Annotated in this window: 19 protein-coding genes; 9 read left to right on the top strand and 10 right to left on the bottom strand. The window is 63.6% G+C overall.

All coding sequences use genetic code 11. The annotated features are described in order from the left end of the window. The first annotated feature begins 21 nt into the window (after nucleotides 1–21). From LHJ54_RS11100 to LHJ54_RS11080, 5 genes are read left to right on the top strand one after another with little or no spacing between them, the layout of a single operon-like run. On the top strand, nucleotides 22–963 hold the full coding sequence (locus tag LHJ54_RS11100; protein ID WP_228244361.1) for an ABC transporter ATP-binding protein: 942 nt from the start codon (nucleotides 22–24) through the stop codon (nucleotides 961–963). Beyond that, complete coding sequence (locus LHJ54_RS11095; protein WP_228243971.1) at nucleotides 960–1,724, top strand: ABC transporter permease; 765 nt, start codon at nucleotides 960–962, stop codon at nucleotides 1,722–1,724. Before LHJ54_RS11100 ends, LHJ54_RS11095 begins: the two co-directional genes overlap by 4 nt. A 48-nt stretch (nucleotides 1,725–1,772) precedes the next feature. After that, on the top strand, nucleotides 1,773–2,741 hold the full coding sequence (locus LHJ54_RS11090; protein WP_228243970.1) for a YdiY family protein: 969 nt from the start codon (nucleotides 1,773–1,775) through the stop codon (nucleotides 2,739–2,741). A gap of 7 nt (nucleotides 2,742–2,748) precedes the next feature. Further along, nucleotides 2,749–3,873 carry a tRNA guanosine(34) transglycosylase Tgt gene (tgt, locus tag LHJ54_RS11085; RefSeq protein WP_228243969.1) on the top strand — a complete coding sequence of 375 codons (1,125 nt, stop codon included), beginning with the start codon at nucleotides 2,749–2,751 and terminating at the stop codon, nucleotides 3,871–3,873. Continuing rightward, nucleotides 3,870–4,568, top strand: coding sequence for an SDR family NAD(P)-dependent oxidoreductase (locus tag LHJ54_RS11080; RefSeq protein WP_228243968.1), 699 nt, complete (start codon nucleotides 3,870–3,872; stop codon nucleotides 4,566–4,568). The genes tgt and LHJ54_RS11080 overlap by 4 nt, the downstream gene beginning before the upstream one ends. Before the next feature lie 5 nt (nucleotides 4,569–4,573). Here the strand turns inward: LHJ54_RS11080 and LHJ54_RS11075 are convergent, their stop codons facing one another. Both LHJ54_RS11075 and rpsD read right to left on the bottom strand, forming a co-directional pair. Next, nucleotides 4,574–4,744 (bottom strand): hypothetical protein, encoded by a 171-nt coding sequence (locus tag LHJ54_RS11075; RefSeq protein ID WP_228243967.1) that lies wholly within the window; start codon nucleotides 4,742–4,744, stop codon nucleotides 4,574–4,576. A 122-nt stretch (nucleotides 4,745–4,866) separates the two neighbouring features. Continuing rightward, a complete protein-coding gene (rpsD, locus tag LHJ54_RS11070) occupies nucleotides 4,867–5,481 on the bottom strand; it encodes a 30S ribosomal protein S4 (protein WP_228243966.1) in 615 nt (204 codons plus the stop codon). A gap of 214 nt (nucleotides 5,482–5,695) precedes the next feature. Here rpsD and LHJ54_RS11065 point away from each other — a divergent pair, with 214 nt between their 5' ends. Continuing rightward, the gene (locus tag LHJ54_RS11065) at nucleotides 5,696–6,016 is read left to right on the top strand and encodes a chorismate mutase (RefSeq protein WP_228243965.1); all 321 of its coding nucleotides are present in this window, start codon (nucleotides 5,696–5,698) and stop codon (nucleotides 6,014–6,016) included. Here LHJ54_RS11065 and LHJ54_RS11060 read toward each other — a convergent pair. From LHJ54_RS11060 to LHJ54_RS11025, 8 genes are all read right to left on the bottom strand, one after another. Then, nucleotides 5,994–6,731 (bottom strand): RNA methyltransferase, encoded by a 738-nt coding sequence (locus tag LHJ54_RS11060; RefSeq protein ID WP_228243964.1) that lies wholly within the window; start codon nucleotides 6,729–6,731, stop codon nucleotides 5,994–5,996. The two genes, LHJ54_RS11065 and LHJ54_RS11060, sit on opposite strands and share 23 nt — an antisense overlap. 18 nt (nucleotides 6,732–6,749) lie before the next feature. Further along, entirely contained in the window at nucleotides 6,750–6,968 is a 219-nt protein-coding gene (locus LHJ54_RS11055; RefSeq protein ID WP_228243963.1) for a hypothetical protein, read from the bottom strand. A 3-nt stretch (nucleotides 6,969–6,971) separates the two neighbouring features. Then, nucleotides 6,972–8,294: a serine hydroxymethyltransferase gene (glyA, locus tag LHJ54_RS11050; RefSeq protein WP_228243962.1), complete on the bottom strand. Its 1,323-nt coding sequence runs from the start codon at nucleotides 8,292–8,294 to the stop codon at nucleotides 6,972–6,974. Next, nucleotides 8,291–8,740, bottom strand: coding sequence for a ribose 5-phosphate isomerase B (gene rpiB / locus LHJ54_RS11045; RefSeq protein ID WP_228243961.1), 450 nt, complete (start codon nucleotides 8,738–8,740; stop codon nucleotides 8,291–8,293). Before rpiB ends, glyA begins: the two co-directional genes overlap by 4 nt. Nucleotides 8,741–8,792: 52 nt before the next feature. Beyond that, nucleotides 8,793–9,695 carry a sterol desaturase family protein gene (locus LHJ54_RS11040; RefSeq protein ID WP_228243960.1) on the bottom strand — a complete coding sequence of 301 codons (903 nt, stop codon included), beginning with the start codon at nucleotides 9,693–9,695 and terminating at the stop codon, nucleotides 8,793–8,795. Between the two features lie 179 nt (nucleotides 9,696–9,874). Then, entirely contained in the window at nucleotides 9,875–11,953 is a 2,079-nt protein-coding gene (rpoD, locus tag LHJ54_RS11035; protein WP_373457073.1) for an RNA polymerase sigma factor RpoD, read from the bottom strand. Nucleotides 11,954–12,011: 58 nt separating this feature from the next. Continuing rightward, on the bottom strand, nucleotides 12,012–13,805 hold the full coding sequence (gene dnaG / locus LHJ54_RS11030) for a DNA primase (protein ID WP_228243959.1): 1,794 nt from the start codon (nucleotides 13,803–13,805) through the stop codon (nucleotides 12,012–12,014). A gap of 10 nt (nucleotides 13,806–13,815) precedes the next feature. Further along, nucleotides 13,816–14,271: a GatB/YqeY domain-containing protein gene (locus tag LHJ54_RS11025; RefSeq protein WP_228243958.1), complete on the bottom strand. Its 456-nt coding sequence runs from the start codon at nucleotides 14,269–14,271 to the stop codon at nucleotides 13,816–13,818. 141 nt (nucleotides 14,272–14,412) lie between these two features. Here LHJ54_RS11025 and carA point away from each other — a divergent pair, with 141 nt between their 5' ends. From carA to carB, 3 genes are read left to right on the top strand one after another with little or no spacing between them, the layout of a single operon-like run. After that, nucleotides 14,413–15,579 carry a glutamine-hydrolyzing carbamoyl-phosphate synthase small subunit gene (gene carA, locus LHJ54_RS11020; RefSeq protein WP_228243957.1) on the top strand — a complete coding sequence of 389 codons (1,167 nt, stop codon included), beginning with the start codon at nucleotides 14,413–14,415 and terminating at the stop codon, nucleotides 15,577–15,579. Next, nucleotides 15,576–15,971 (top strand): hypothetical protein, encoded by a 396-nt coding sequence (locus tag LHJ54_RS11015; RefSeq protein ID WP_228243956.1) that lies wholly within the window; start codon nucleotides 15,576–15,578, stop codon nucleotides 15,969–15,971. The genes carA and LHJ54_RS11015 overlap by 4 nt, the downstream gene beginning before the upstream one ends. Further along, nucleotides 15,971–19,297, top strand: a complete 3,327-nt coding sequence (gene carB, locus LHJ54_RS11010; protein WP_228243955.1) for a carbamoyl-phosphate synthase large subunit — start codon at nucleotides 15,971–15,973, stop codon at nucleotides 19,295–19,297. Before LHJ54_RS11015 ends, carB begins: the two co-directional genes overlap by 1 nt. Nucleotides 19,298–19,390 lie beyond the last annotated feature (93 nt).

Here is a 19,390-nt window from a genome sequence, read left to right as displayed (position 1 = left end):
TGCGTGGCCGATGTGGCAGCGGTGGCGGACCCGATCCTCAAAATCGACAAGCTGAGCAAGATCTATCCCGGCGGCCTCAAGGCGCTGGACGAGGTCAGCCTCGAGATACGCCGTGGCGAAATCTTCGGGTTGCTGGGCCCGAATGGCGCGGGCAAGACGACGCTGATTGGCGCGGTATGCGGCATGGTGCGGCCCACTTCCGGCACTATCCACGCCTTCGGATCAGATCTGGCCCGGAACTGGAGGGGGCTGCGGAGCCGTATCGGGCTGGTGCCGCAAGAACTTGGTTTCGACATGTTCGACACGGTCGAACGACAGGTTGGCTACTCGCGCGGTCTGTTCGGATGCGCACCGGATCGCGGCCGCGTAGAGGAAGTGCTGCGCTCCCTGTCCCTGTGGGACAAGCGGGGAGAGCAGATCAGGAAGCTGTCGGGCGGCATGAAGCGGCGCGTGCTGATCGCGAAGGCTCTGGCGCATGATCCCGATCTCCTGTTCCTGGACGAGCCGACCGCCGGGGTCGACGTCGAACTGCGCCGCGACATGTGGCGGCAGATCGATACGCTGCGCGAACAGGGCGTGACGATCATCCTCACCACCCATTATCTGGAAGAAGCGGAGGAGATGGCCGACCGCATCGGCGTGATCGACAAGGGGCGTGTGCTGCTGGTCGACGACAAGCATGCGATGATGCGGCGGCTTGGCCGGACGGAGGCGCGGTTCACCCTGGCGGATCGTATGGACGTGCTGCCTGCTTATCTCGACCCGTTCGGCCTGACCCTTGATCCCGCCGGCACCACGCTGTGCTATCGCGGCGGGGACGGCACCGGACGGGGGAAGCAGGAAGTGGCGCAGATTGCCCGCCTGCTGACACAACAAGGCATCCTGTTCACCGCTATCGAGCAGCGGGAGTCGACGCTGGAGGATATTTTCGTCGATCTGGTCGAGAACGGGGTGGCGGCATGATCAACTTCCGTTCGACCTGGGCGATCTACCTTAACGAATTGGCGCGCTTTCGCCGGACCATCTTCGGCTCTTTGGTGGGGCCGGTGCTTACGACCAGCCTGTACTTCATCGTGTTCGGGGCCGCGATCGGCGGACGCATGACCGACATCGGCGGTGTCGAATACGGCGCCTTCATCGTTCCCGGTCTGCTAATGCTGACGCTGTTGTCGGAAAGTACCAGCAACGCGAGCTTCGGCATCTACATGCCGCGCTTCACTGGCGCCATTTACGAATTGCTGTCGGCGCCGGTGGGCGTTGCCGAAACGCTGATCGGGTTTGTGGGCGCGGCGGCAACCAAGAGCCTCATTCTCGCGGCCGTCATTCTGGTAACCGCCATGCTGTTCGTGGATTACCGGATTGCGCATCCGTTGCTGGCCCTGCTGTACATCATGCTGGTGGCGGCGAGTTTCTCCCTGCTCGGCTTCATCCTGGGTATCTGGGCGGAAGGATTCGAGAAGTTGCAGCTGGTCCCGCTCCTCATCCTGACGCCGCTCACCTTTCTGGGCGGCACTTTCTACTCAATCGACATGCTGGCAGAGCCGTGGCGGACGGTCGCGCTGTTTAATCCTATAGTCTATCTCGTCAGCGGGCTGCGCTGGACCTTCTACGGTCAGGCTGATGTGAATATTCTCGTCTCGTTCGGCGTCACAGCCCTGTTTCTGGCGGTATGCGTGACCATCATCGCTGTCATTTTCAGAACCGGTTGGCGGCTGCGCAGTTGACAGCGGGCTTGATGCGCGGTGCTTCGCCGCGCTAGCCGTGGGGTGCCCATGCCGAGACTCTCTTTGCCGATCGCCGCCCTCTGCTTTCCCGCGCCCGCCGCGGCGCAACTGGCAGAACCGGTGCGCGCCATGGTCGAAGCGGCCATCGCCAATGGGGATCCAGCCCAGATAGAGGCCGTCGTCGCCATCGCCAGGCAGACCCAGCCGGAGGGCCACGCCGAGATCGACGCCCTGTACCAAGCATGGGTCGAGGCACGTCAGCGTGCGGAGGCGGAAACGGACAGCGCGACGCCCGCGACCAAACTCGCCGCCGCAGAACCGGAGGCGCCAGCCCAAGCGCAACAACCGACACGCTGGTCGGGCAGGGGGGAAATAGGCGCTTTTCGGGCCACCGGCGGCAGCAACGATATCGGCGCATCAGGCGCAATCAACGCGACCTGGCAAGGCGACAGATGGAGTCACAAACTGAGCGGCCGGGCCGATTATCAGGCGGCGAACGGCCGCACCACGCGCGAGCAGATGCTGCTCGCCTACGAGCCGCGCTACACCTTCAGCGATCGCCTGTTCGCCTACGGTCTTGCGCAGTATGAACGAGACAGGGTGCAGGGATTTGCCGCGCGCTACGCCCTATCCGGGGGCGTCGGATACCGCGTGATTGATGCCGACGATATGGACCTGTCGTTGAAAGCCGGCCCGGCAGTTCGCGTCAATCGGCTCATAAATGGCGGGGGAGAAACCCGTCTTGCCGGCTTGCTGGGCGTGGATTTCGACTGGCGCATCACCGACCGGCTGACGTTCACCCAAGACACCAACGCGGTTGCCGAGACCGGCGGGTCGGCGCTGCTGATCGTGGATTCGAATAATACCAGCCTGAATCTGGTGACCGGGCTTGAGGCAAAGATAAGCGACGCGCTGTCGACCCGCATGACCTATCAGGTTGATTACAACAGCAACCCGCCCGCCGGACGGGTGAATACCAGCACGTTGTCGCGTTTCACGCTGGTGTACGGGTTCTGAGGCGCATGTGACACGCTTTTTGTTCAGCATCGCCGCCACCGATGGCCTTGCGCGGACCGGCGCCGTGACGATGGCGCGCGGCGTCATCCGCACACCCGCCTTCATGCCGGTGGGGACCGCCGCAACGGTGAAGGCGATGCGGCCTGCCGATGTGCGGGCCACGGGTGCGGACATCATCCTGGGCAACACGTACCATCTCATGCTGCGTCCGGGGGCGGAACGGATGGCGCGGCTGGGCGGGCTGCATCGCTTCATGGGGTGGGACCGACCGATCCTGACGGACAGCGGCGGCTATCAGGTGATGAGCCTGTCTGACCTGCGCAAGCTGACAGAAAACGGTGTTGAGTTCCGCAGCCATGTGGACGGATCGCGCCATCTGCTGACGCCGGAACGCTCGATGGAAATCCAGCGGCTGCTCGGCTCGGATATCGTCATGGCCTTCGACGAATGCCCCCGCGCCGACCAGCCGCGCGAGGTGATTGCCCGCAGCATGGAGCTGTCGATGCGCTGGGCGAGGCGCAGCCGCGATGCCTTCGATGCAGGCGCGGAACACGCGGGCCGCGCGGCGCTGTTCGGCATTCAGCAGGGCGCCCTAGACGAGCAGTTGCGCAGGCAGTCGGCGGACGCGCTGGTGGAGATCGGCTTCGATGGTTACGCGGTGGGCGGGCTTGCGGTCGGCGAAGGACAAGAGGCAATGTTCGCCACATTGGACTTCGCGCCGCAGCAGCTACCCCGTGACCGGCCGCGCTACCTGATGGGGGTCGGCAAGCCCGACGACCTAGTCGGGGCGGTGGAGCGCGGCATCGACATGTTCGACTGCGTGCTGCCGACACGTTCGGGCCGCAATGGGCAGGCATTCACCTGGGCCGGGCCGATGAACCTGCGCAACAGCCGTTTCGCGGAGGATCAGGAGCCGCTGGACGCGCGCTGCACCTGCCCGGTTTGCGCCACGTGGACGCGCGCTTATCTGCATCACCTGATCAAGGCCAAGGAGATGCTGGGGGCCATGTTGCTGACCCAGCACAACCTTTCCTTCTACCAGCAGCTGATGGAGGGGATGCGTGGCGCCATCGCCGGTGGCAGGATGGGCCAGTTTGCGGGCGAATTCAGGCGGAACTACTTCGGGACATGATTTGGCGACGGGCGGCGGTGATTGGCGCCAGCGGCGGTATTGGCGGCGCGCTGGCCGATGCGCTTGAGCGGCGCGGATGCGAGACGATACGGCTGTCGCGCACGGCCGCTGCGACAGATCATCAAATTGATCTGGAGGACGAGAGCAGCATAGCCAATGCAGCAGGGCAGTGCGCAATGGGCGGTGCCCTCGATCTCGTGATTGTCGCGACGGGCGTGCTGCAGCCGGACGGACGGCCGCCGGAGAAAAGCTGGCGCGATCTCGACCCCGCCAGCCTGGCCCGCATCTTCGCCCTGAACGCGTCCGGTCCCGCGCTGGTCGCCAAACATTTCCTGCCGCTTCTTCCGCGGGAGGGACGGGCGGTCTTCGCCGCCCTGTCGGCCCGGGTGGGAAGCATCGGCGACAACCGGCTGGGCGGCTGGTACGGGTATCGCGCCAGCAAGGCGGCCTTGAACATGCTGCTCCGAACGCTGGCGATCGAGCTCGCCCGCAAGCGACCGGATGCGGTGTGCGTCGGGCTGCACCCGGGAACCGTGGACACGGCGCTGTCCAGACCGTTCCAGCGCAACGTGCCGACTGACAAGCTGTTCACTCCCGCGGATTCAGCGCGCAGTCTGCTCAGGGTTCTCGACAAGCTGGACCCTGAAGATAGCGGCGGGTGCTTCGCGTGGGATGGGCAGCGGATCGCTCCCTGAACGGATCACGAGCGGCCGCTGTCCCGCAGTTCCAGCACCGTGCCGCGATAGGGCGTGAACGAGCCGGCTGGACAGAGAAATCCAGCGCCGATCGCCATCGCCGATCGCTGCGCGTCGGCCAGGGATCGATACCATTTGCCGACCCTGTTGGGGGTGATGAACCGGTACTGCATCATAGTATTGAAGGAATGATGAAGCTGCGGCCCGGGTTCCCACCGCCAGTGGTTGTTCGTCGCACCATTAAGGCATGAAAAAGGCGGCAAAAAGGCCGCCTTTTTCCTTCAAATATGGCTGCTACTCAGCGCGAGTAGAACTCGACCACCAGGTTCGGCTCCATCGTGACCGGATAGGGTACTTCATCCAGCTTTGGCACGCGGGTGTAGGTGACCTTGTCGGTGCCGTCAGGCGCGACGTAATCGGGGATGTCGCGCTCAGGCAGGCTCTGTGCTTCGATGATGAGCGCCATCTCCTTGGCTTTGCTGCCGAGGCTGATCACATCGCCCACATCGACCCGCCGGCTGGCGATGTTGCACTTCTCGCCGTTAACCAGAATGTGACCGTGGTTGACGATCTGGCGTGCCGCAAAGATCGTGGGCGCGAACTTCGCACGGTACACCACCATGTCGAGACGCCGTTCCAGCAGGCCGATCAGGTTTTGCCCCGTGTCGCCCTTCATCGCGCTGGCATCCTTGTAGGCGCGCTTGAACTGCTTTTCGGTAACGTCGCCGTAGTAACCCTTCAGCTTCTGCTTGGCGCGCAGCTGAAGGCCGAAATCGCTGACCTTGCCCTTGCGGCGCTGCCCGTGCTGGCCGGGGCCGTACGAACGCTTGTTGACCGGGCTGTTCGGCCGGCCCCAGATGTTTTCGCCCATGCGGCGATCGAGCTTGTGCTTGGCGCTGGTGCGCTTTGTCATGGTATTCTCCGTATCTGCTGACCAGACCTGGCGTCTGGCGTCCAACCCGGCATCGCACCGCCCGGACAGATGCCGGGCGCGGCCGCCGCTTCACCGGGGTGCGGGGCCAATTCGCGTGGCCGTGCCCTTAGCAGACACTGGCTGCGGGTCAAGGTTGACCGGGCTGCGCAGCCGGGCCTCGACAACCGCGGCGCAGCGCGGCAGTTGAGGTGGCATGAAAACCAGCATTCTTCCCGAACAGTGCCACTGCATGTCCGAAGTCCGCCGCGGCGTGGATGCGACGGATCGCGAACTGTTGCAGCTGCTCGCCCGAAGGTTCGGCTATATGCGGGCGGCCGCGCGCATCAAGGAGGAGCGGGGGATGGTGCGGGACATGGACCGCAAGGCCCAAGTGATCGCCAACGCTCGTGCCGATGCGCAGCGGCTTGGCGTGCCCGTGGAAGTGATCGAAAGCTTGTGGGACCAGCTCGTCGAAGCATCCATTGCCTACGAGATGGACGAATGGGACCGGATCAGGAACCGATCTGCCGTTTGACGGCAGACAGCACTCCGCGCAGGGTGCGTACTTCCAGATGATTCCAGGCGGGCTTGGTCAACAGGTTGCGCAATGTCCGGCGGGTCGCCTCCGCCCGATCTTCCGGATGGAAGTATCCGGCCGGCTCCAGCATGCCTTCCAGCTCCGCAATCAGCCCCTCAAGCTCAGCTTGCGGAGCCGGCGGCAGACTTTCTTCCGCGGTTGGTTGCTCCAGCCGATTGGCGCCCGCCGCGGTCTTGGACCACTCGTAGGCACACAGAACGACAGCCTGGGCAAGGTTGAGCGAACCGAACGCAGGGTTGATCGGCACGGTGATGATGCTGCGCGCAAGCGCCACGTCCGCCGTTTCAAGGCCGGAACGCTCTGGACCGAACAGGATCGCGCTTTGTCCCTGTACCTCGTGGATCTGCCGGGCCGCCTCTTCGGGCGTGAGTACCGGTTTGGTGACTCCGCGCTTGCGAACCGTGGTGGCATGGACATGGCTGCAGTCCGCGACAGCATCCGCAACGGAGGCGAACAGCCGCGCCCCCGTTAGCACTTCGTCCGCACCGGCCGCGGCAGGTCCGGCGGCAGGGTTGGGCCAGCCGTCGCGCGGTTCAACCAGCCGCAGGTCCGTAAGGCCGAAATTCAGCATGGCGCGCGCTGCCTTGCCGATGTTCTCACCCAGTTGTGGGCGCACGAGCACTATCGCAGGCTGCTTCGCGCCCGCTGTCATTGCCGCCTTGACCCCGGATCAGCGTTTGATGCGATTGTAGAATGCGTAGCCAGCGCCCGCCAAGACGCCGATCGGCAGCGTCACCACCGGCAGCAGCGCACCTGCAAGTCCGCCAATCACGGCACCGGCAAGGACGGGCTTGGTCGACGGGTGGCTCATCCCTCCCTTGGCCATTGCGGACGCTTCCGCCTTGGCATCATCAAGGAGGTTCGGCTTGCGATAGGGGTCGTTATTCATGGCTTACATTCCTGGATAGACGGGGAAACGCCCGCATAGTTGAGTGACCTGGGTCCGTACATCTTCCTCTATGGCGGCATCACCGTCCGGGCCATTTGCGGCCAATCCATGCACCACCTGAGCGATCAGATGTCCGATCTGGCGGAACTCTGTCGGACCGAAACCGCGGGTCGTGCCGGCCGGCGTTCCCAGCCTGATGCCACTGGTGATGAATGGCGAGCGGGCATCGAACGGGATGCCATTCTTGTTGCACGTCAGCCATGCCCGATCGAGGCCATGTTCGGCGGCCTTGCCGGTGACGCTGCCGTCGCCTGCGCCGGTCAGGTCCACCAGCATGGAATGATTATCCGTCCCGCCGGAAACGATCCGCAGGCCGTGTTCTTCCAGGCTGGCGGCAAGGGCGCGGGCATTGTCGACCACCCGGCGAGCGTAGAGCTTGAAGTCCGGCCTCAGCGCTTCGGCGAAGGCCACTGCCTTGGCGGCGATTACATGGACCAGCGGCCCACCCTGCAGGCCAGGGAAAACGGCCGAGTTGAATTTTTTGGCCAGCGCCTCGTCATTGGTGAGGATAACGCCCGATCGCGGGCCGCGCAGGCTCTTGTGCGTGGTCGTCGTGACGACGTGGGCGTGGGGGAAGGGCGATGGATGTGCTCCACCGGCAACCAGGCCGGAGATGTGGCTCATGTCGCACAGGAGTGTCGCGCCGACCTCGTCCGCGATCGCGCGGAACGCCGCAAAGTCCCACAAGCGTGAGTAGGCTGTGCCGCCGCAGATGATGAGCTTTGGCCGGTGCTCCCGCGCGGTTGCGGCCACGGCGTCCATGTCGATCAACTCGTCTTCACGCCGCACGCCATAGCTGACCGGGTTGAACCACTTGCCGCTGATGTTGACCGGGGAACCATGGGTGAGGTGTCCGCCGGAGTTGAGATCGAGCCCCATGAACGTGTCGCCCGGCTCCAGCAGGGCCAGGAACACCGCCTGGTTCATCTGGCTGCCGCTGTTCGGCTGCACATTGGCGAACTGGCAACCGAACAGACGCTTCGCCCGTTCTACGGCAAGGTTTTCCACCGCGTCAGCGTATTCGCAGCCGCCATAGTAACGCTTGCCCGGATAACCTTCGGCATATTTGTTGGTAAAGACGCTGCCCGTCGCTTCCAGCACCGCACGGCTTGCGATGTTTTCCGACGCGATCAGTTCGATGCGCTCCTGTTGCCGCTTCAGTTCGCCCCGCACTGCGGCGAACACCTCCGGGTCGGCCTGTTCCAATGTGTCGGTCCAGAAGCCGCTGTTCGGCAGGTCGTCTGTGTAGGCGGCGGCGGTGCTCATGATCGGGCCTCGGCAGATGGATGGGAGAGCTTGTCAACGCGCCGCTGATGCCGGCCGCCGGCAAACTCCGTCTGAAGGAATGCACTAACACACGCCTTGGCCATGTCGAGGCCAATCAATCGCGCCCCCAGCGCCAGCACGTTGGCGTCGTTGTGTTCCCGCGCAAGCGTGGCGGACAGCGGCTCTCCCACAAGGGCGCAGCGGCAGGCTGGGTGGCGGTTCACACTGATGGAAATGCCGATGCCCGACCCGCACAGCGCGATCCCGCGATCGGCGGTGCCGTCCGCAACCACACCCGCAAGCTGATAGCCGTAGTCGGGATAATCAACGCTGTCGCCATCATGGGGGCCAAGGTCGGCCACCTGATGCCCTTCCTCGAGCAACCACTCGTAAAGAGCTGCTTTCAAGGCCAGGGCCGCGTGATCGGAAGCAATCGCTATGCGCATGCGTGCCACCTAGTGAATTGGCGGCGGAAACTCCAGCGGCGAAGCTTGCCCGTCAGGCGGTCGCCTGCATCGCACCGTATTTGGGGCACTCGCTGCGACATACGCCGTCATGCGTCCACTCAGGCGGCCGCCAGAGATAAGCCAGCTTGTCCTGCCACCGGTCGGCCATGTCGATGCGTTCCTTGAGCTGCTTCAGCCCCGCGAACTGCGCGGTGAAAGGATTGTTGTCGTCCACCGGCTTGACCAGCCCGACCACGGGTTCCCGTTCGATGAGAGTGTAGCTGTCGAACAGCCGGTCGTAGAGCAGCGTCACCTGACTGTAATTGCGATCGATGTACTCCGGCTGGTTGGCGTGATGCACCTTGTGCATCTTGGGCGTCATCAACAGCCGGTCAAGCAGGCCGAGACGCGGAACATAGCTGGCATGGTTCCAGATACCGTAAGCATTCATGACCACCGTGACGGCAATGTACACGACCGGATCCACTCCGATCAGCGCACCAGGCAGGGCGAGCAGGTGCTTGATCTGACCATCCAACGCGAAACCGCGCGCCGCCGTCGAATGGTTGAACTCGTTGGAGGAGTGATGAATGGCATGAAACGCCCATAGCAGCCCCACCCGGTGCGCCAGCCGGTGATCCCAGTAGTAGGCGAATTCCTGGATCAGCCATGCCAATGGAATGGCCAGCCACAACGCCATGCCGTCGACCAGTCGGAGGTTGTCAAAGACCAGAACATACAGCGCCAGCGGAACCAGCACTGCGAAGATCAGGTTCAGCGTGCTGGAAATGAGGTTCAGGCCAACGCTGCACCAGGCGTCCGCGCTGTTGTAGCTTTGCTGTTTGACAACGTACCAGACCCGTTCGGCCACAAGCAGTCCGAAATAGACACTGGCCAGGATCCACAGAGCGGCCGGTCCGCCGATGAAGTCAATTGCGTCGCGCAAGCTGTCCATGTTGTTTAGCTACGCAAATCTTCCTTAATGTGCAATCTTTATACACCGCCGCGAGCTCAGAAATAGATATCGTGCGTCGAAGCAGGCGAGGCGGGTCTTCGGCAATCGAACCGGTCCGGCCAACCTACAGCGGGCCACCGCCCCGTTCCCGCATAGAGCGTAGCCCGCCGCGTGAACCGCTACTGATCCAGGAAGCTGCGCATTTTGCGGCTGCGGCTGGGATGCTTCAGCTTGCGCAGCGCCTTGGCTTCGATCTGGCGAATGCGTTCGCGCGTCACGCTGAATTGCTGCCCCACCTCTTCCAGGGTGTGATCGGTGTTCATGCCGATCCCGAACCGCATCCGCAGAACGCGCTCCTCGCGCGGGGTCAGCGAGGCGAGTACCCGTGTCACCGTTTCCTTCAGATTAGCCTGTATGGCCGCGTCGACCGGAATGATGGCGTTCTTGTCCTCGATGAAGTCGCCAAGGTGCGAATCTTCCTCGTCCCCGATCGGCGTTTCGAGGGAGATCGGCTCCTTGGCGATCTTCATCACCTTGCGGACCTTTTCCAGCGGCATCGACAGCTTTTCAGCCATCTCTTCCGGCGTTGGCTCCCGCCCGAAGTCGTGCAGGAACTGGCGGGATGTGCGCACCAGCTTGTTGATCGTCTCGATCATGTGCACGGGTATGCGGATCGTGCGCGCCTGATCGGCAATCGACCGGGTAATCGCTTGCCGGATCCACCAGGTGGCATAGGTCGAAAACTTGTACCCGCGCCGGTATTCGAACTTGTCGACCGCCTTCATCAGCCCGATGTTCCCTTCCTGGATGAGGTCAAGGAACTGCAGGCCGCGGTTGGTGTACTTCTTGGCGATGGAGATGACCAGGCGCAGGTTTGCCTCAACCATCTCCTTCTTGGCAATGCGGGCCTCGCGTTCGCCCTTCTGCACCATGTTAACGATGCGGCGGAACTCGGGCAGCGCCATCCCGGTTGCGCCCGCGATGTCCGCGATTTCCAGCCGGATGCGTTCGATTGCGTCCGCCTCCCGTTCTGCCAGAGCGGCCCACTTCTTGTCCTTCTTCGCCCGCTCCGTCAGCCAGTTCTCGTCAAGTTCGTTGCCGACATAGGCGTCCAGGAAGTCCCGCCGTTTCACCTTGTGCCTTTCGGCCAGACGCAGCATCTGGCCGCCCAGGGTCGTCAGCCGGCGATTAAAGGCGTAAAGGTTGTCGACCAGAAACTCGATCTTGTTGGCGTGGAACTGCACGCTTTCCACCTCGGCGGTCAGTTCTTCGCGCAGCGCCTCGTACTTGCGTTCCTTGGCTGCGGGGTATTCATCGCCCCGGCCGAGCACGTCGACGCGTTCCTGCTGAATCTTCTCGAATTTGCCGAACAGATCGGCGATGCGCGCGAACCGCTCCAGTGCCTCCGGCTTCAGAGCGGCCTCCATCTGGGCGAGGCTCAGCGTATTGTCTTCCTCCTCGTCATCGTCGCGGCGCTGCGGCTTGCCTTCGCTCTCACCATCCTCGTCGCCGGCTGCTTCGGAGTTATCCTCGTCCTCGTCCTCATCGTCCCGGATCGTGGGACCGGCGGTCGCTTCGGAAATCTCGCCGTCGTCTTCCTCGTCGTCGGCATCATCGGTCATCTTCTCGACCGGAGGCTCCTTAGACAGCATCGCATCAAGATCGAGTATCTCGCGCAGCTGCATCTCCCCGTTGTTCAGCGCTTCCGACCACTGGATGATCGCGTGGAAGGTGATCGGGCTGTCGCACAGGCCCATGATCATCATGTCCCGGCCTGCTTCGATGCGTTTGGCAATGGCGATCTCGCCCTCGCGGCTGAGCAGTTCCACTGCGCCCATTTCGCGCAGGTACATCCGGACGGGATCGTCGGTACGCCCTTCCGTTTCCTTCTTCTTTACCGGTGCCGCCACCTTGCGCGGTTCGAGTGACAGTTCGCCGTCCTCGTCATGCGGGCCGCCTTCGTCCTGATCTTCTGCGTCCGGGTCACCGTCGCCTTCGCCTTCCGCGTCGGCCTCGTCATCATGTTCGACGATCTGAACGCCCATTTCCGACAGGGCGGTCTGGATATCCTCGATCTGATCGGGGCTCATCTGATCCGACGGCAACGCTTCGTTCAGTTCGTCATAGGTGACGAAGCCGCGCTTCTTCGCTCGCGCAATCAACTTCTTGATGGATGCTTCGTTGAGATCGATGAGAGGAGCGTCATCTTTTTCGGCGATATTGGTGTCGGCTGCCATGCGTTGTTCAAATCCGTTCATTTCCGCGCGCCTCGAAGGCGGCGACAATCAAGGGGTGGTGGCCTGAAGATCAGGGTGTTCAGCTGCGTATGTGGCGCACTCGCGAGTCGATTTCCAGCTTTCGTTGCAAAAGCCGCTGTTGTTCCGCGAACGCGCCTTCCGGATCTTCGGCGAAGCGGGCGGTCGCGGCGGCGAGGGCGAGTTCCATCTCCGGCGCTTCCACCAGCAAGGTTACCGCTTCGCGCAGGGCGGATCTGGCGTCCTGTTCGTCGACACCATCGGCAAGGAAGCGATAGCGGCCGGGTTCGGCGGGCGCGGGCAGGTCAGGAACCAGCTGGGGCGACTCGCTTGACTCCACCTGCTGCGACTCAGACAGCTCCAGCAACTGTTCAACCGCGGGCGCATGATCGGGGTGCCGTCGCGCATACCGGATCAGCAGTTCGGCGCAGGAGTCGATAAGGCCGGGGTGGCGCGCAAAGCCGTGCACTACAGCACAGGCAAGCTCATCCTGCCGCGACAGACCCAGATGGCGTTTCAGGGCCGCCGACGCGGATTTTGCGACCGGGAAACCGGCGGTGCGTTCCGGCCGTTGCTGCCGCGCGGTACGGGGAGGAAAGGCAAATTCGGAGAAACGGGCCAAAAGGTCGCGGCGGTACAGCGCTTTAATGTCGGGATGGGCGATCGTCTCCACGTGACCCAGCAGTCGCTCCTTCAGCCCGGCCTTTGCTTCAGGGCCATCCAGTGGCGCTGCACCGAATTCACCGTGCCACAGCAGGTCGGCAAGGGAAACCGCCTTCGCCAGCACGGCTTCGACCGCCTGCCGTCCCTGTTCCCGGACGAGATCGTCGGGGTCCTTGCCAGCGGGCAGACGCGCGACGCGCAGGGTATGGCCGGGGCGCAGCAGGGGCAGGGCGCGGATGGCCGCCCTCATCGCCGCGCGCTGTCCGGCCGCATCGCCGTCGAAGCACAGCACCGGGCATTCGGTCTGGCGCCACAAGAGCTCGATCTGCGTTTCCGTAAGAGCAGTGCCCATCGGCGCAACGGCTTCGGCGATCCCCGCGTTGGCCAGCGCGATGACGTCCATGTAACCTTCCGCCACGACAATCCGCCCGGTCTGCCGCGCCGCCGGTGCCGCGCGGTCGAGGTTGTAAAGGTTGCGCCCCTTGTCGAACAACGGCGTGTCGGGAGAATTGAGGTATTTGGGTGCGTTGTCGCGCTGCTCCAGCAGGCGACCGCCGAAAGCGATCACCCGCCCGCGCACGTCGCGGATCGGCAGCATCAGCCGGTCGCGGAAGCGGTCGTAGGGCGGCTTGCCTTCCACCTGGATGAGCAGGCCTGCTTCGATCAGCAGCGCGTCCCCGAACTGGGCCAGAGCCTCTTTCAGGCCGGTCTTGTCCGCAGGCGCGTAGCCGAAGCCAAACGCCTTCAGCGTGTCGGGTGTAAAATTGCGCGTGGCAAGGTAGTCCCGTGCCCGGGCACCCGCCGACGATTGCAGGTTCAGCGCGAACCATTCCTGTGCCGCCGCCATGACGTCGTGCAGGCCGGCGCGGCGCTGGGCCTGTTCCGCCGTGCGCGGGTCGGGTACGGGCAGCTCCATGCCGGCCTCCACCGCCAGTTCCTTCACCGCGTCGATGAAGGGAAGGCCGCGCTGGTCGGTCAGCCAGCGGATGACGTCGCCATGTGCCTCGCACCCGAAACAGTGGTAAAAGCCCTTGGCGTCATTGACGTAGAAGCTGGGTGTCTTCTCCTCGTGGAAGGGACAGCACGCCCGGTATTCCCGTCCCGCCTTCTGCAACCGGACTGTCCGCCCGATCACCGTGCTGAGCGTCACCCGCGCGCGCAACTCGTCCAGCCATTGCGGGGAAAGCGTCATGGCCTTCAGCTTACGCGGAAAGCGACTCTTTCACCAGCGCGCTAGCCCGCGTCATGTCCAGCGATGCGCCATGCCGCGCCTTCAGTTCCGCCATGACGCGCCCCATGTCTTTGAGGCCGGCGGCGGCAAGATCGCTCTTGATCGCGGCGATCGCGGCTCTGGTTTCGCTCTCGTCCATCTGCCGTGGCAGGAACTCTTCGATAACGGCAAGTTCGAAGCGCTCCTGGTCCGCCAGTTCCTCGCGCCCGCCATCGTCATACATGGCAATCGACTCGCGCCGCTGCTTCGCCATCTTGAGCAGCACATCCTGCACCAGTTCGTCATCGGCCGGGGTGCTTGCGGCCGTCCGCTGCTCTATATCGCGGTCCTTGATCTTGGCCGTGACAAGGCGCAGCGCGGCCGTGCGCTTCCTGTCGCCGCCTTTCATCGCCGCGACGACTTCCTTCTGGATGGTTTCCCTGATCATGTGCGTTCCTGTGGATGAGTCTGCTTGAGGGCGGCATAGCCTATCCCCGCGCGGTGTCACAGGGTTGACGGGTCCGGGCCGAAAGCCTAGCGGCTGGGACTTAGCGCACATCGCTGGTCCACCTCTTCAACGGAGCGCCCCATGGCCCCTTCCGCACCCGCCCACGCGCAGCCGCCCGGCGCGACCGGGTGTCTTGTTATGGCCGATGGCACCGTGATTTGGGGTCACGGGTTCGGCGCTGTCGGAGAAGCCGTCGGCGAAGTCTGCTTCAACACCGCCATGACCGGTTATCAGGAGGTGATGACCGACCCGTCCTATGCCGCGCAGATCGTCTGCTTCACCTTTCCGCACATCGGCAATGTCGGCGCCAATCCGGACGATATCGAAAGCGAGGGGCACGGCGCGGTCGGGTGCATCGTGCGCGAACGGGTCACGCCCCACTCATCATTCCGTGCAGAGACGCACTTTTCCGACTGGCTGCGCGATCATGGGCGCATCGGGCTCGCGGGGGTGGACACCCGCGCGCTCACCCGGCGGGTGCGGCTGCACGGCGCGCCGAACGCGGTGATCGTGCACAATCCCCGGCGCGAGTTTGACATACCGGCGCTGATCGAACGGGCGCGGGCCTGGCAGGGGCTGGAGGGGCTGGATCTGGCCGCCCTGGTCACGCGCGACGAGAACACGCGCTGGCTGGGCGGTCCGTGGTCGCTGAACCGGTCGGGTGAAACGCCGGAAGGCGGTGACGAACGGCCGCACATCGTCGCCATCGATTACGGGTCCAAGGACAACATCTTCCGCAATCTGGTGCGCGCCGGCGCGCGGGTGACGGTGGTGCCGGCGCGCGCGACGCTCGACGAAATCCTCCGGCTTCAACCGGCGGGCGTGTTCCTGTCCAATGGTCCCGGCGATCCGGCGGCCACCGGCGAATACGCGGTGCCGGTGATCCGCGGCCTGCTGGAACGCGACGTGCCGATCTTCGGCATCTGCCTCGGCCACCAGCTCCTCGGCCTCGCCGCCGGTGCGAAGACGGCCAAGATGCACCAGGGGCACCGCGGCGCCAACCACCCGGTCAAGCGGCTGTCTGACGGCGCGGTGGAGATCACCAGCATGAACCACGGCTTTGCTGTGGATCGCGACACTCTGCCCGAAGGGGTGGAGGAAACCCACGTCTCGCTCTTCGACGGCTCCAACTGCGGTATCAGCCTGCGCGGCAAGCGCGCCTTCGGGGTGCAGTACCACCCGGAGGCGTCGCCGGGGCCGCAGGATAGCTTTTACCTGTTCGAGAGGTTTGTGGGGATGGTGACGTGAGTCCCTCTTTTCGGCAGTTTGCTGATGATGTTCTTTGTCATGCCGCACATCTTCAGCGGTTGCATGAAGTTTCTGAGGTCGACCTTATCCATGCATTGTCGAGTATGAAGGTTGATTACGATGACGAGTGGAGTGGTATTGCAATCCAGTACTTGGTTCAGCAAGGCTTTGCGGTTGATGGAAGCACTATGATCGATCGTCGACTACGTGTCACAGGCGAGGGCTTCGCTGAAGTTGAGAGGATACACGAGAGAAGAAAGCCTCCCACGATCTCAGATCGTTTAGCAAGCGACAAGTTTCAGAAAGTTGGAGGTCTCGCGGTTTCAACCCTGTCGCTTCTAATTTCCATCGGAGCGCTGCTGGTAGCCATTTTTGCTTTGAGTAAAACTTGATGCCTAAACGCACTGACATCTCCTCCGTCCTCGTCATCGGCGCTGGCCCCATCATCATCGGGCAAGCGTGCGAGTTCGATTATTCGGGCACGCAGGCGATCAAGGCGCTGAAGGAGGAGGGGTATCGGGTCGTCCTGGTGAACTCCAACCCGGCGACGATCATGACCGATCCGGACATGGCCGACGCCACCTATGTCGAGCCGATCACGCCCGCCATCGTCGCCAAGATCATTGCCAAGGAACGGCCCGACGCGCTGCTGCCCACGATGGGCGGGCAGACGGCGCTCAATTGCGCGCTGGCGCTCTACAACGACGGCACGCTGGAGAAGTACGGCGTGCACATGATCGGCGCCAACGCCGACGCCATCGACAAGGCGGAGAACCGCCAGCGTTTCCGTGAGGCGATGGACCGCATCGGCCTTGAAAGCGCGCGCAGCGGGGTGGCGAACACGGTGGAACAGGCGTTCGCCGTTCTGGAACGCACCGGGCTGCCCGCAATCATCCGACCTTCCTTCACGCTCGGCGGCACGGGCGGGGGCATCGCTTATAACCGGGCCGAGTTCGAGCGGATCGTGCGCGAGGGTCTCGCTGCGTCGCCGACCACCGAGGTGCTGATCGAGGAGTCGCTGCTCGGGTGGAAGGAGTTCGAGATGGAGGTGGTCCGCGACCGGGCGGACAGCTGCATCATCGTCTGCTCCATCGAGAACGTCGACCCGATGGGGGTGCACACTGGAGATTCGATCACCGTTGCCCCCGCGCTGACCCTGACGGACAAGGAATACCAGATCATGCGTTCCGCCAGCATCGCCGTGCTGCGCGAGATCGGGGTCGAGACGGGCGGGTCGAACGTGCAGTTCGCGGTCAATCCCAGGGACGGGCGCCTGATCGTGATCGAGATGAACCCGCGCGTATCGCGCTCTTCCGCGCTGGCGTCCAAGGCGACCGGCTTTCCCATCGCCCGCGTCGCGACCAAGCTGGCGGTGGGTTACACGCTGGACGAGATTACCAACGAGATAACCGGCGCCACTCCGGCCGCGTTCGAACCGACGCTGGATTACGTGGTGACGAAGATCCCCCGCTTCGCTTTCGAGAAGTTCAAGGGCGCGGACAATTCGCTGTCGACGGCGATGAAGTCGGTCGGAGAGGTGATGGCCATCGGGCGCAACTTCGCCGAATCGCTGCAAAAGGCTCTGCGCGGGCTGGAGGCGGGTCTGGATGGCTTCAACCGGGTGGTGGAGCTGGAGGGCGCGGCGCGCGACGTCATTACCGCTTCGCTCGCGCAGCAGACGCCCGACCGGCTGCTGAAGGTCGGGCAGGCGTTCCGCGAAGGGCTGACCGTGGAGGAGATCCACGCGGTCACGGCATACGACCCGTGGTTCCTGCGTCAGATCGAAGCGATCATCTATGAAGAGCGGATGCTGGGCCATAACGGTTTGCCCAATACGGCTGACGATCTGCGGCGGCTGAAATCCATGGGTTTTTCGGACAAGCGGCTGGCAACGCTGGCGGTGCGTTCCGTCGGGGTAGCAGGCGGGCTGGGCGAAACAAAGGCGCGCCATTCCGGGCTGCTGCACACGGCGCTGCGCGCAATGGCCGGCGCCACCAGCGAGGCCGAGGTGCGGCAACTGCGGCACAGGCTGGGTGTGCGTCCCGTGTTCAAGCGCATCGACAGCTGCGCGGCGGAGTTCGAGGCGGTGACACCGTACATGTACTCCACCTATGAAGCGCCATGCTTCGGCGGCGAGGAGGACGAGGCGCAGCCCAGCGACCGGCGCAAGATCGTCATCCTTGGCGGCGGACCGAACCGCATCGGGCAGGGGATCGAGTTCGACTATTGCTGCGTCCACGCCTGTTTTGCCCTGGCAGAGGCCGGGTTCGAGACGATCATGGTGAACTGCAATCCGGAAACCGTCTCCACCGACTATGACACTTCAGACCGCCTGTATTTCGAGCCGCTGACCGAAGAGGATGTGCTGGAAATCCTGCGGGTGGAGCAGTCCCGCGGCGAGCTGGTCGGCGTGGTCGTGCAGCTTGGTGGACAGACTCCGCTCAAGCTGGCGAAGGCTCTGGAGGACGCGGGTATCACGATCCTCGGGACGTCGCCGGACGCCATTGATCTGGCGGAAGACCGCGAACGCTTTGCCCGCCTGGTCAGCCAGCTCGGGCTTGAGCAGCCGGAAAACGGCATCGCCCGCAGCCGGGACGAAGCGGCCGCAGTGGCCCGCAAGATCGGCTACCCGGTGCTGCTGCGGCCTTCTTATGTGCTGGGCGGCCGCGCGATGGAGATCGTCGACAGCGAGGCGCAGCTGGACAACTACATCGCCACTGCGGTCAGCGTGTCCGGCGACACTCCGGTTCTGGTCGATCAGTATCTGCGCGATGCCGTCGAATGCGATGTGGACGTGCTGTGCGACGGCGAGGAAGTGCGCGTCGCGGGCGTGATGCAGCACATCGAGGAGGCTGGCGTCCACTCCGGCGACAGCGCGTGTTCGCTGCCGCCATACAATCTCCCCCAGGAACTCATTGCCGAGATGGAGAGGCAGGCCGCAGCGCTGGCAAGAGCGTTGAACGTGCGCGGCCTGATGAACGTGCAATTCGCCATCAAGGACGGCGCCGTTTACCTGATCGAGGTAAACCCCCGCGCGAGCCGCACGGTCCCGTTTGTGGCAAAGGCGATCGGCGCTCCCATTGCCAAGATCGCGGCAAGGATCATGGCAGGCGAAAAGCTGAGCGGCTTTGCACAGTTTGACATCACGCCGCCCTATATGGCTGTTAAAGAAGCGGTCTTTCCGTTTGCCCGCTTTCCCGGCGCTGATCCTGTCCTGTCGCCGGAGATGAAATCGACCGGCGAGGTGATGGGCATCGACACTGATTTTGCGACCGCCTTCTACAAGTCTCAGCTGGGTGCAGGGGTGACACTTCCGGATCGCGGAACGGTGTTCGTGTCGGTCAAGGATGCTGACAAGGCGGCGATTGCACCGGCCGTCGCGATGCTGCTGCAACAAGGCTTCAGCGCCATCGCAACAGGGGGTACGCAGGCTTTCCTGGCAGCCCAAGGCCTGCAAGTGGAACGGGTCAACAAGGTTGCCGAGGGGCGGCCGCATGTGGTGGATCGCATCATCGACGGCGACGTGGCGCTGATCTTCAACACGACAGAGGGGTGGCAGAGCCACCTTGACTCCCAATCGATCCGTTCTTCCGCGCTGGCGGTCAAGGTGCCTTATTTCACGACGGCCACCGGATCGCTGTGCGCTGCGCAGGCAATCGTTTCGGTCGACCCGGTCGCGCTTGAAGTCACGCCATTGCAGGCTTACTATAACCGCTGAAATTTAATCAGCTTATCTTCCGACAACTCCGGTCCATGTGGTCTAGCGATGAGCGGGCCCGTTCGGTTCTGGTCGGAGGAGCAGCTGTTTGCC

It is taken from the genome of Porphyrobacter sp. GA68 (assembly GCF_022605525.1).
In the GTDB taxonomy this organism is placed as follows: Bacteria; Pseudomonadota; Alphaproteobacteria; order Sphingomonadales; family Sphingomonadaceae; genus Qipengyuania_B.
This window is presented reverse-complemented; position numbering and strand designations above follow the sequence as displayed.

Excerpts from the sequence above, each read along its gene's own strand:
- LHJ54_RS11075 (WP_228243967.1), bottom strand. The coding sequence starts at position 4,744 with ATGATGCAGTACCGGTTCATCACCCCCAACAGGGTCGGCAAATGGTAT.
- carA (WP_228243957.1), top strand. The coding sequence starts at position 14,413 with ATGGCCCCTTCCGCACCCGCCCACGCGCAGCCGCCCGGCGCGACCGGG.
- LHJ54_RS11025 (WP_228243958.1), bottom strand. The coding sequence starts at position 14,271 with ATGATCAGGGAAACCATCCAGAAGGAAGTCGTCGCGGCGATGAAAGGC.
- LHJ54_RS11090 (WP_228243970.1), top strand. The coding sequence starts at position 1,773 with ATGCCGAGACTCTCTTTGCCGATCGCCGCCCTCTGCTTTCCCGCGCCC.
- LHJ54_RS11060 (WP_228243964.1), bottom strand. The coding sequence starts at position 6,731 with ATGACAGCGGGCGCGAAGCAGCCTGCGATAGTGCTCGTGCGCCCACAA.
- glyA (WP_228243962.1), bottom strand. The coding sequence starts at position 8,294 with ATGAGCACCGCCGCCGCCTACACAGACGACCTGCCGAACAGCGGCTTC.
- LHJ54_RS11065 (WP_228243965.1), top strand. The coding sequence starts at position 5,696 with ATGAAAACCAGCATTCTTCCCGAACAGTGCCACTGCATGTCCGAAGTC.
- LHJ54_RS11040 (WP_228243960.1), bottom strand. The coding sequence starts at position 9,695 with ATGGACAGCTTGCGCGACGCAATTGACTTCATCGGCGGACCGGCCGCT.
- rpoD (WP_373457073.1), bottom strand. The coding sequence starts at position 11,953 with ATGAACGGATTTGAACAACGCATGGCAGCCGACACCAATATCGCCGAA.
- LHJ54_RS11080 (WP_228243968.1), top strand. The coding sequence starts at position 3,870 with ATGATTTGGCGACGGGCGGCGGTGATTGGCGCCAGCGGCGGTATTGGC.
- LHJ54_RS11055 (WP_228243963.1), bottom strand. The coding sequence starts at position 6,968 with ATGAATAACGACCCCTATCGCAAGCCGAACCTCCTTGATGATGCCAAG.
- LHJ54_RS11095 (WP_228243971.1), top strand. The coding sequence starts at position 960 with ATGATCAACTTCCGTTCGACCTGGGCGATCTACCTTAACGAATTGGCG.
- rpiB (WP_228243961.1), bottom strand. The coding sequence starts at position 8,740 with ATGCGCATAGCGATTGCTTCCGATCACGCGGCCCTGGCCTTGAAAGCA.
- dnaG (WP_228243959.1), bottom strand. The coding sequence starts at position 13,805 with ATGACGCTTTCCCCGCAATGGCTGGACGAGTTGCGCGCGCGGGTGACG.
- carB (WP_228243955.1), top strand. The coding sequence starts at position 15,971 with ATGCCTAAACGCACTGACATCTCCTCCGTCCTCGTCATCGGCGCTGGC.
- rpsD (WP_228243966.1), bottom strand. The coding sequence starts at position 5,481 with ATGACAAAGCGCACCAGCGCCAAGCACAAGCTCGATCGCCGCATGGGC.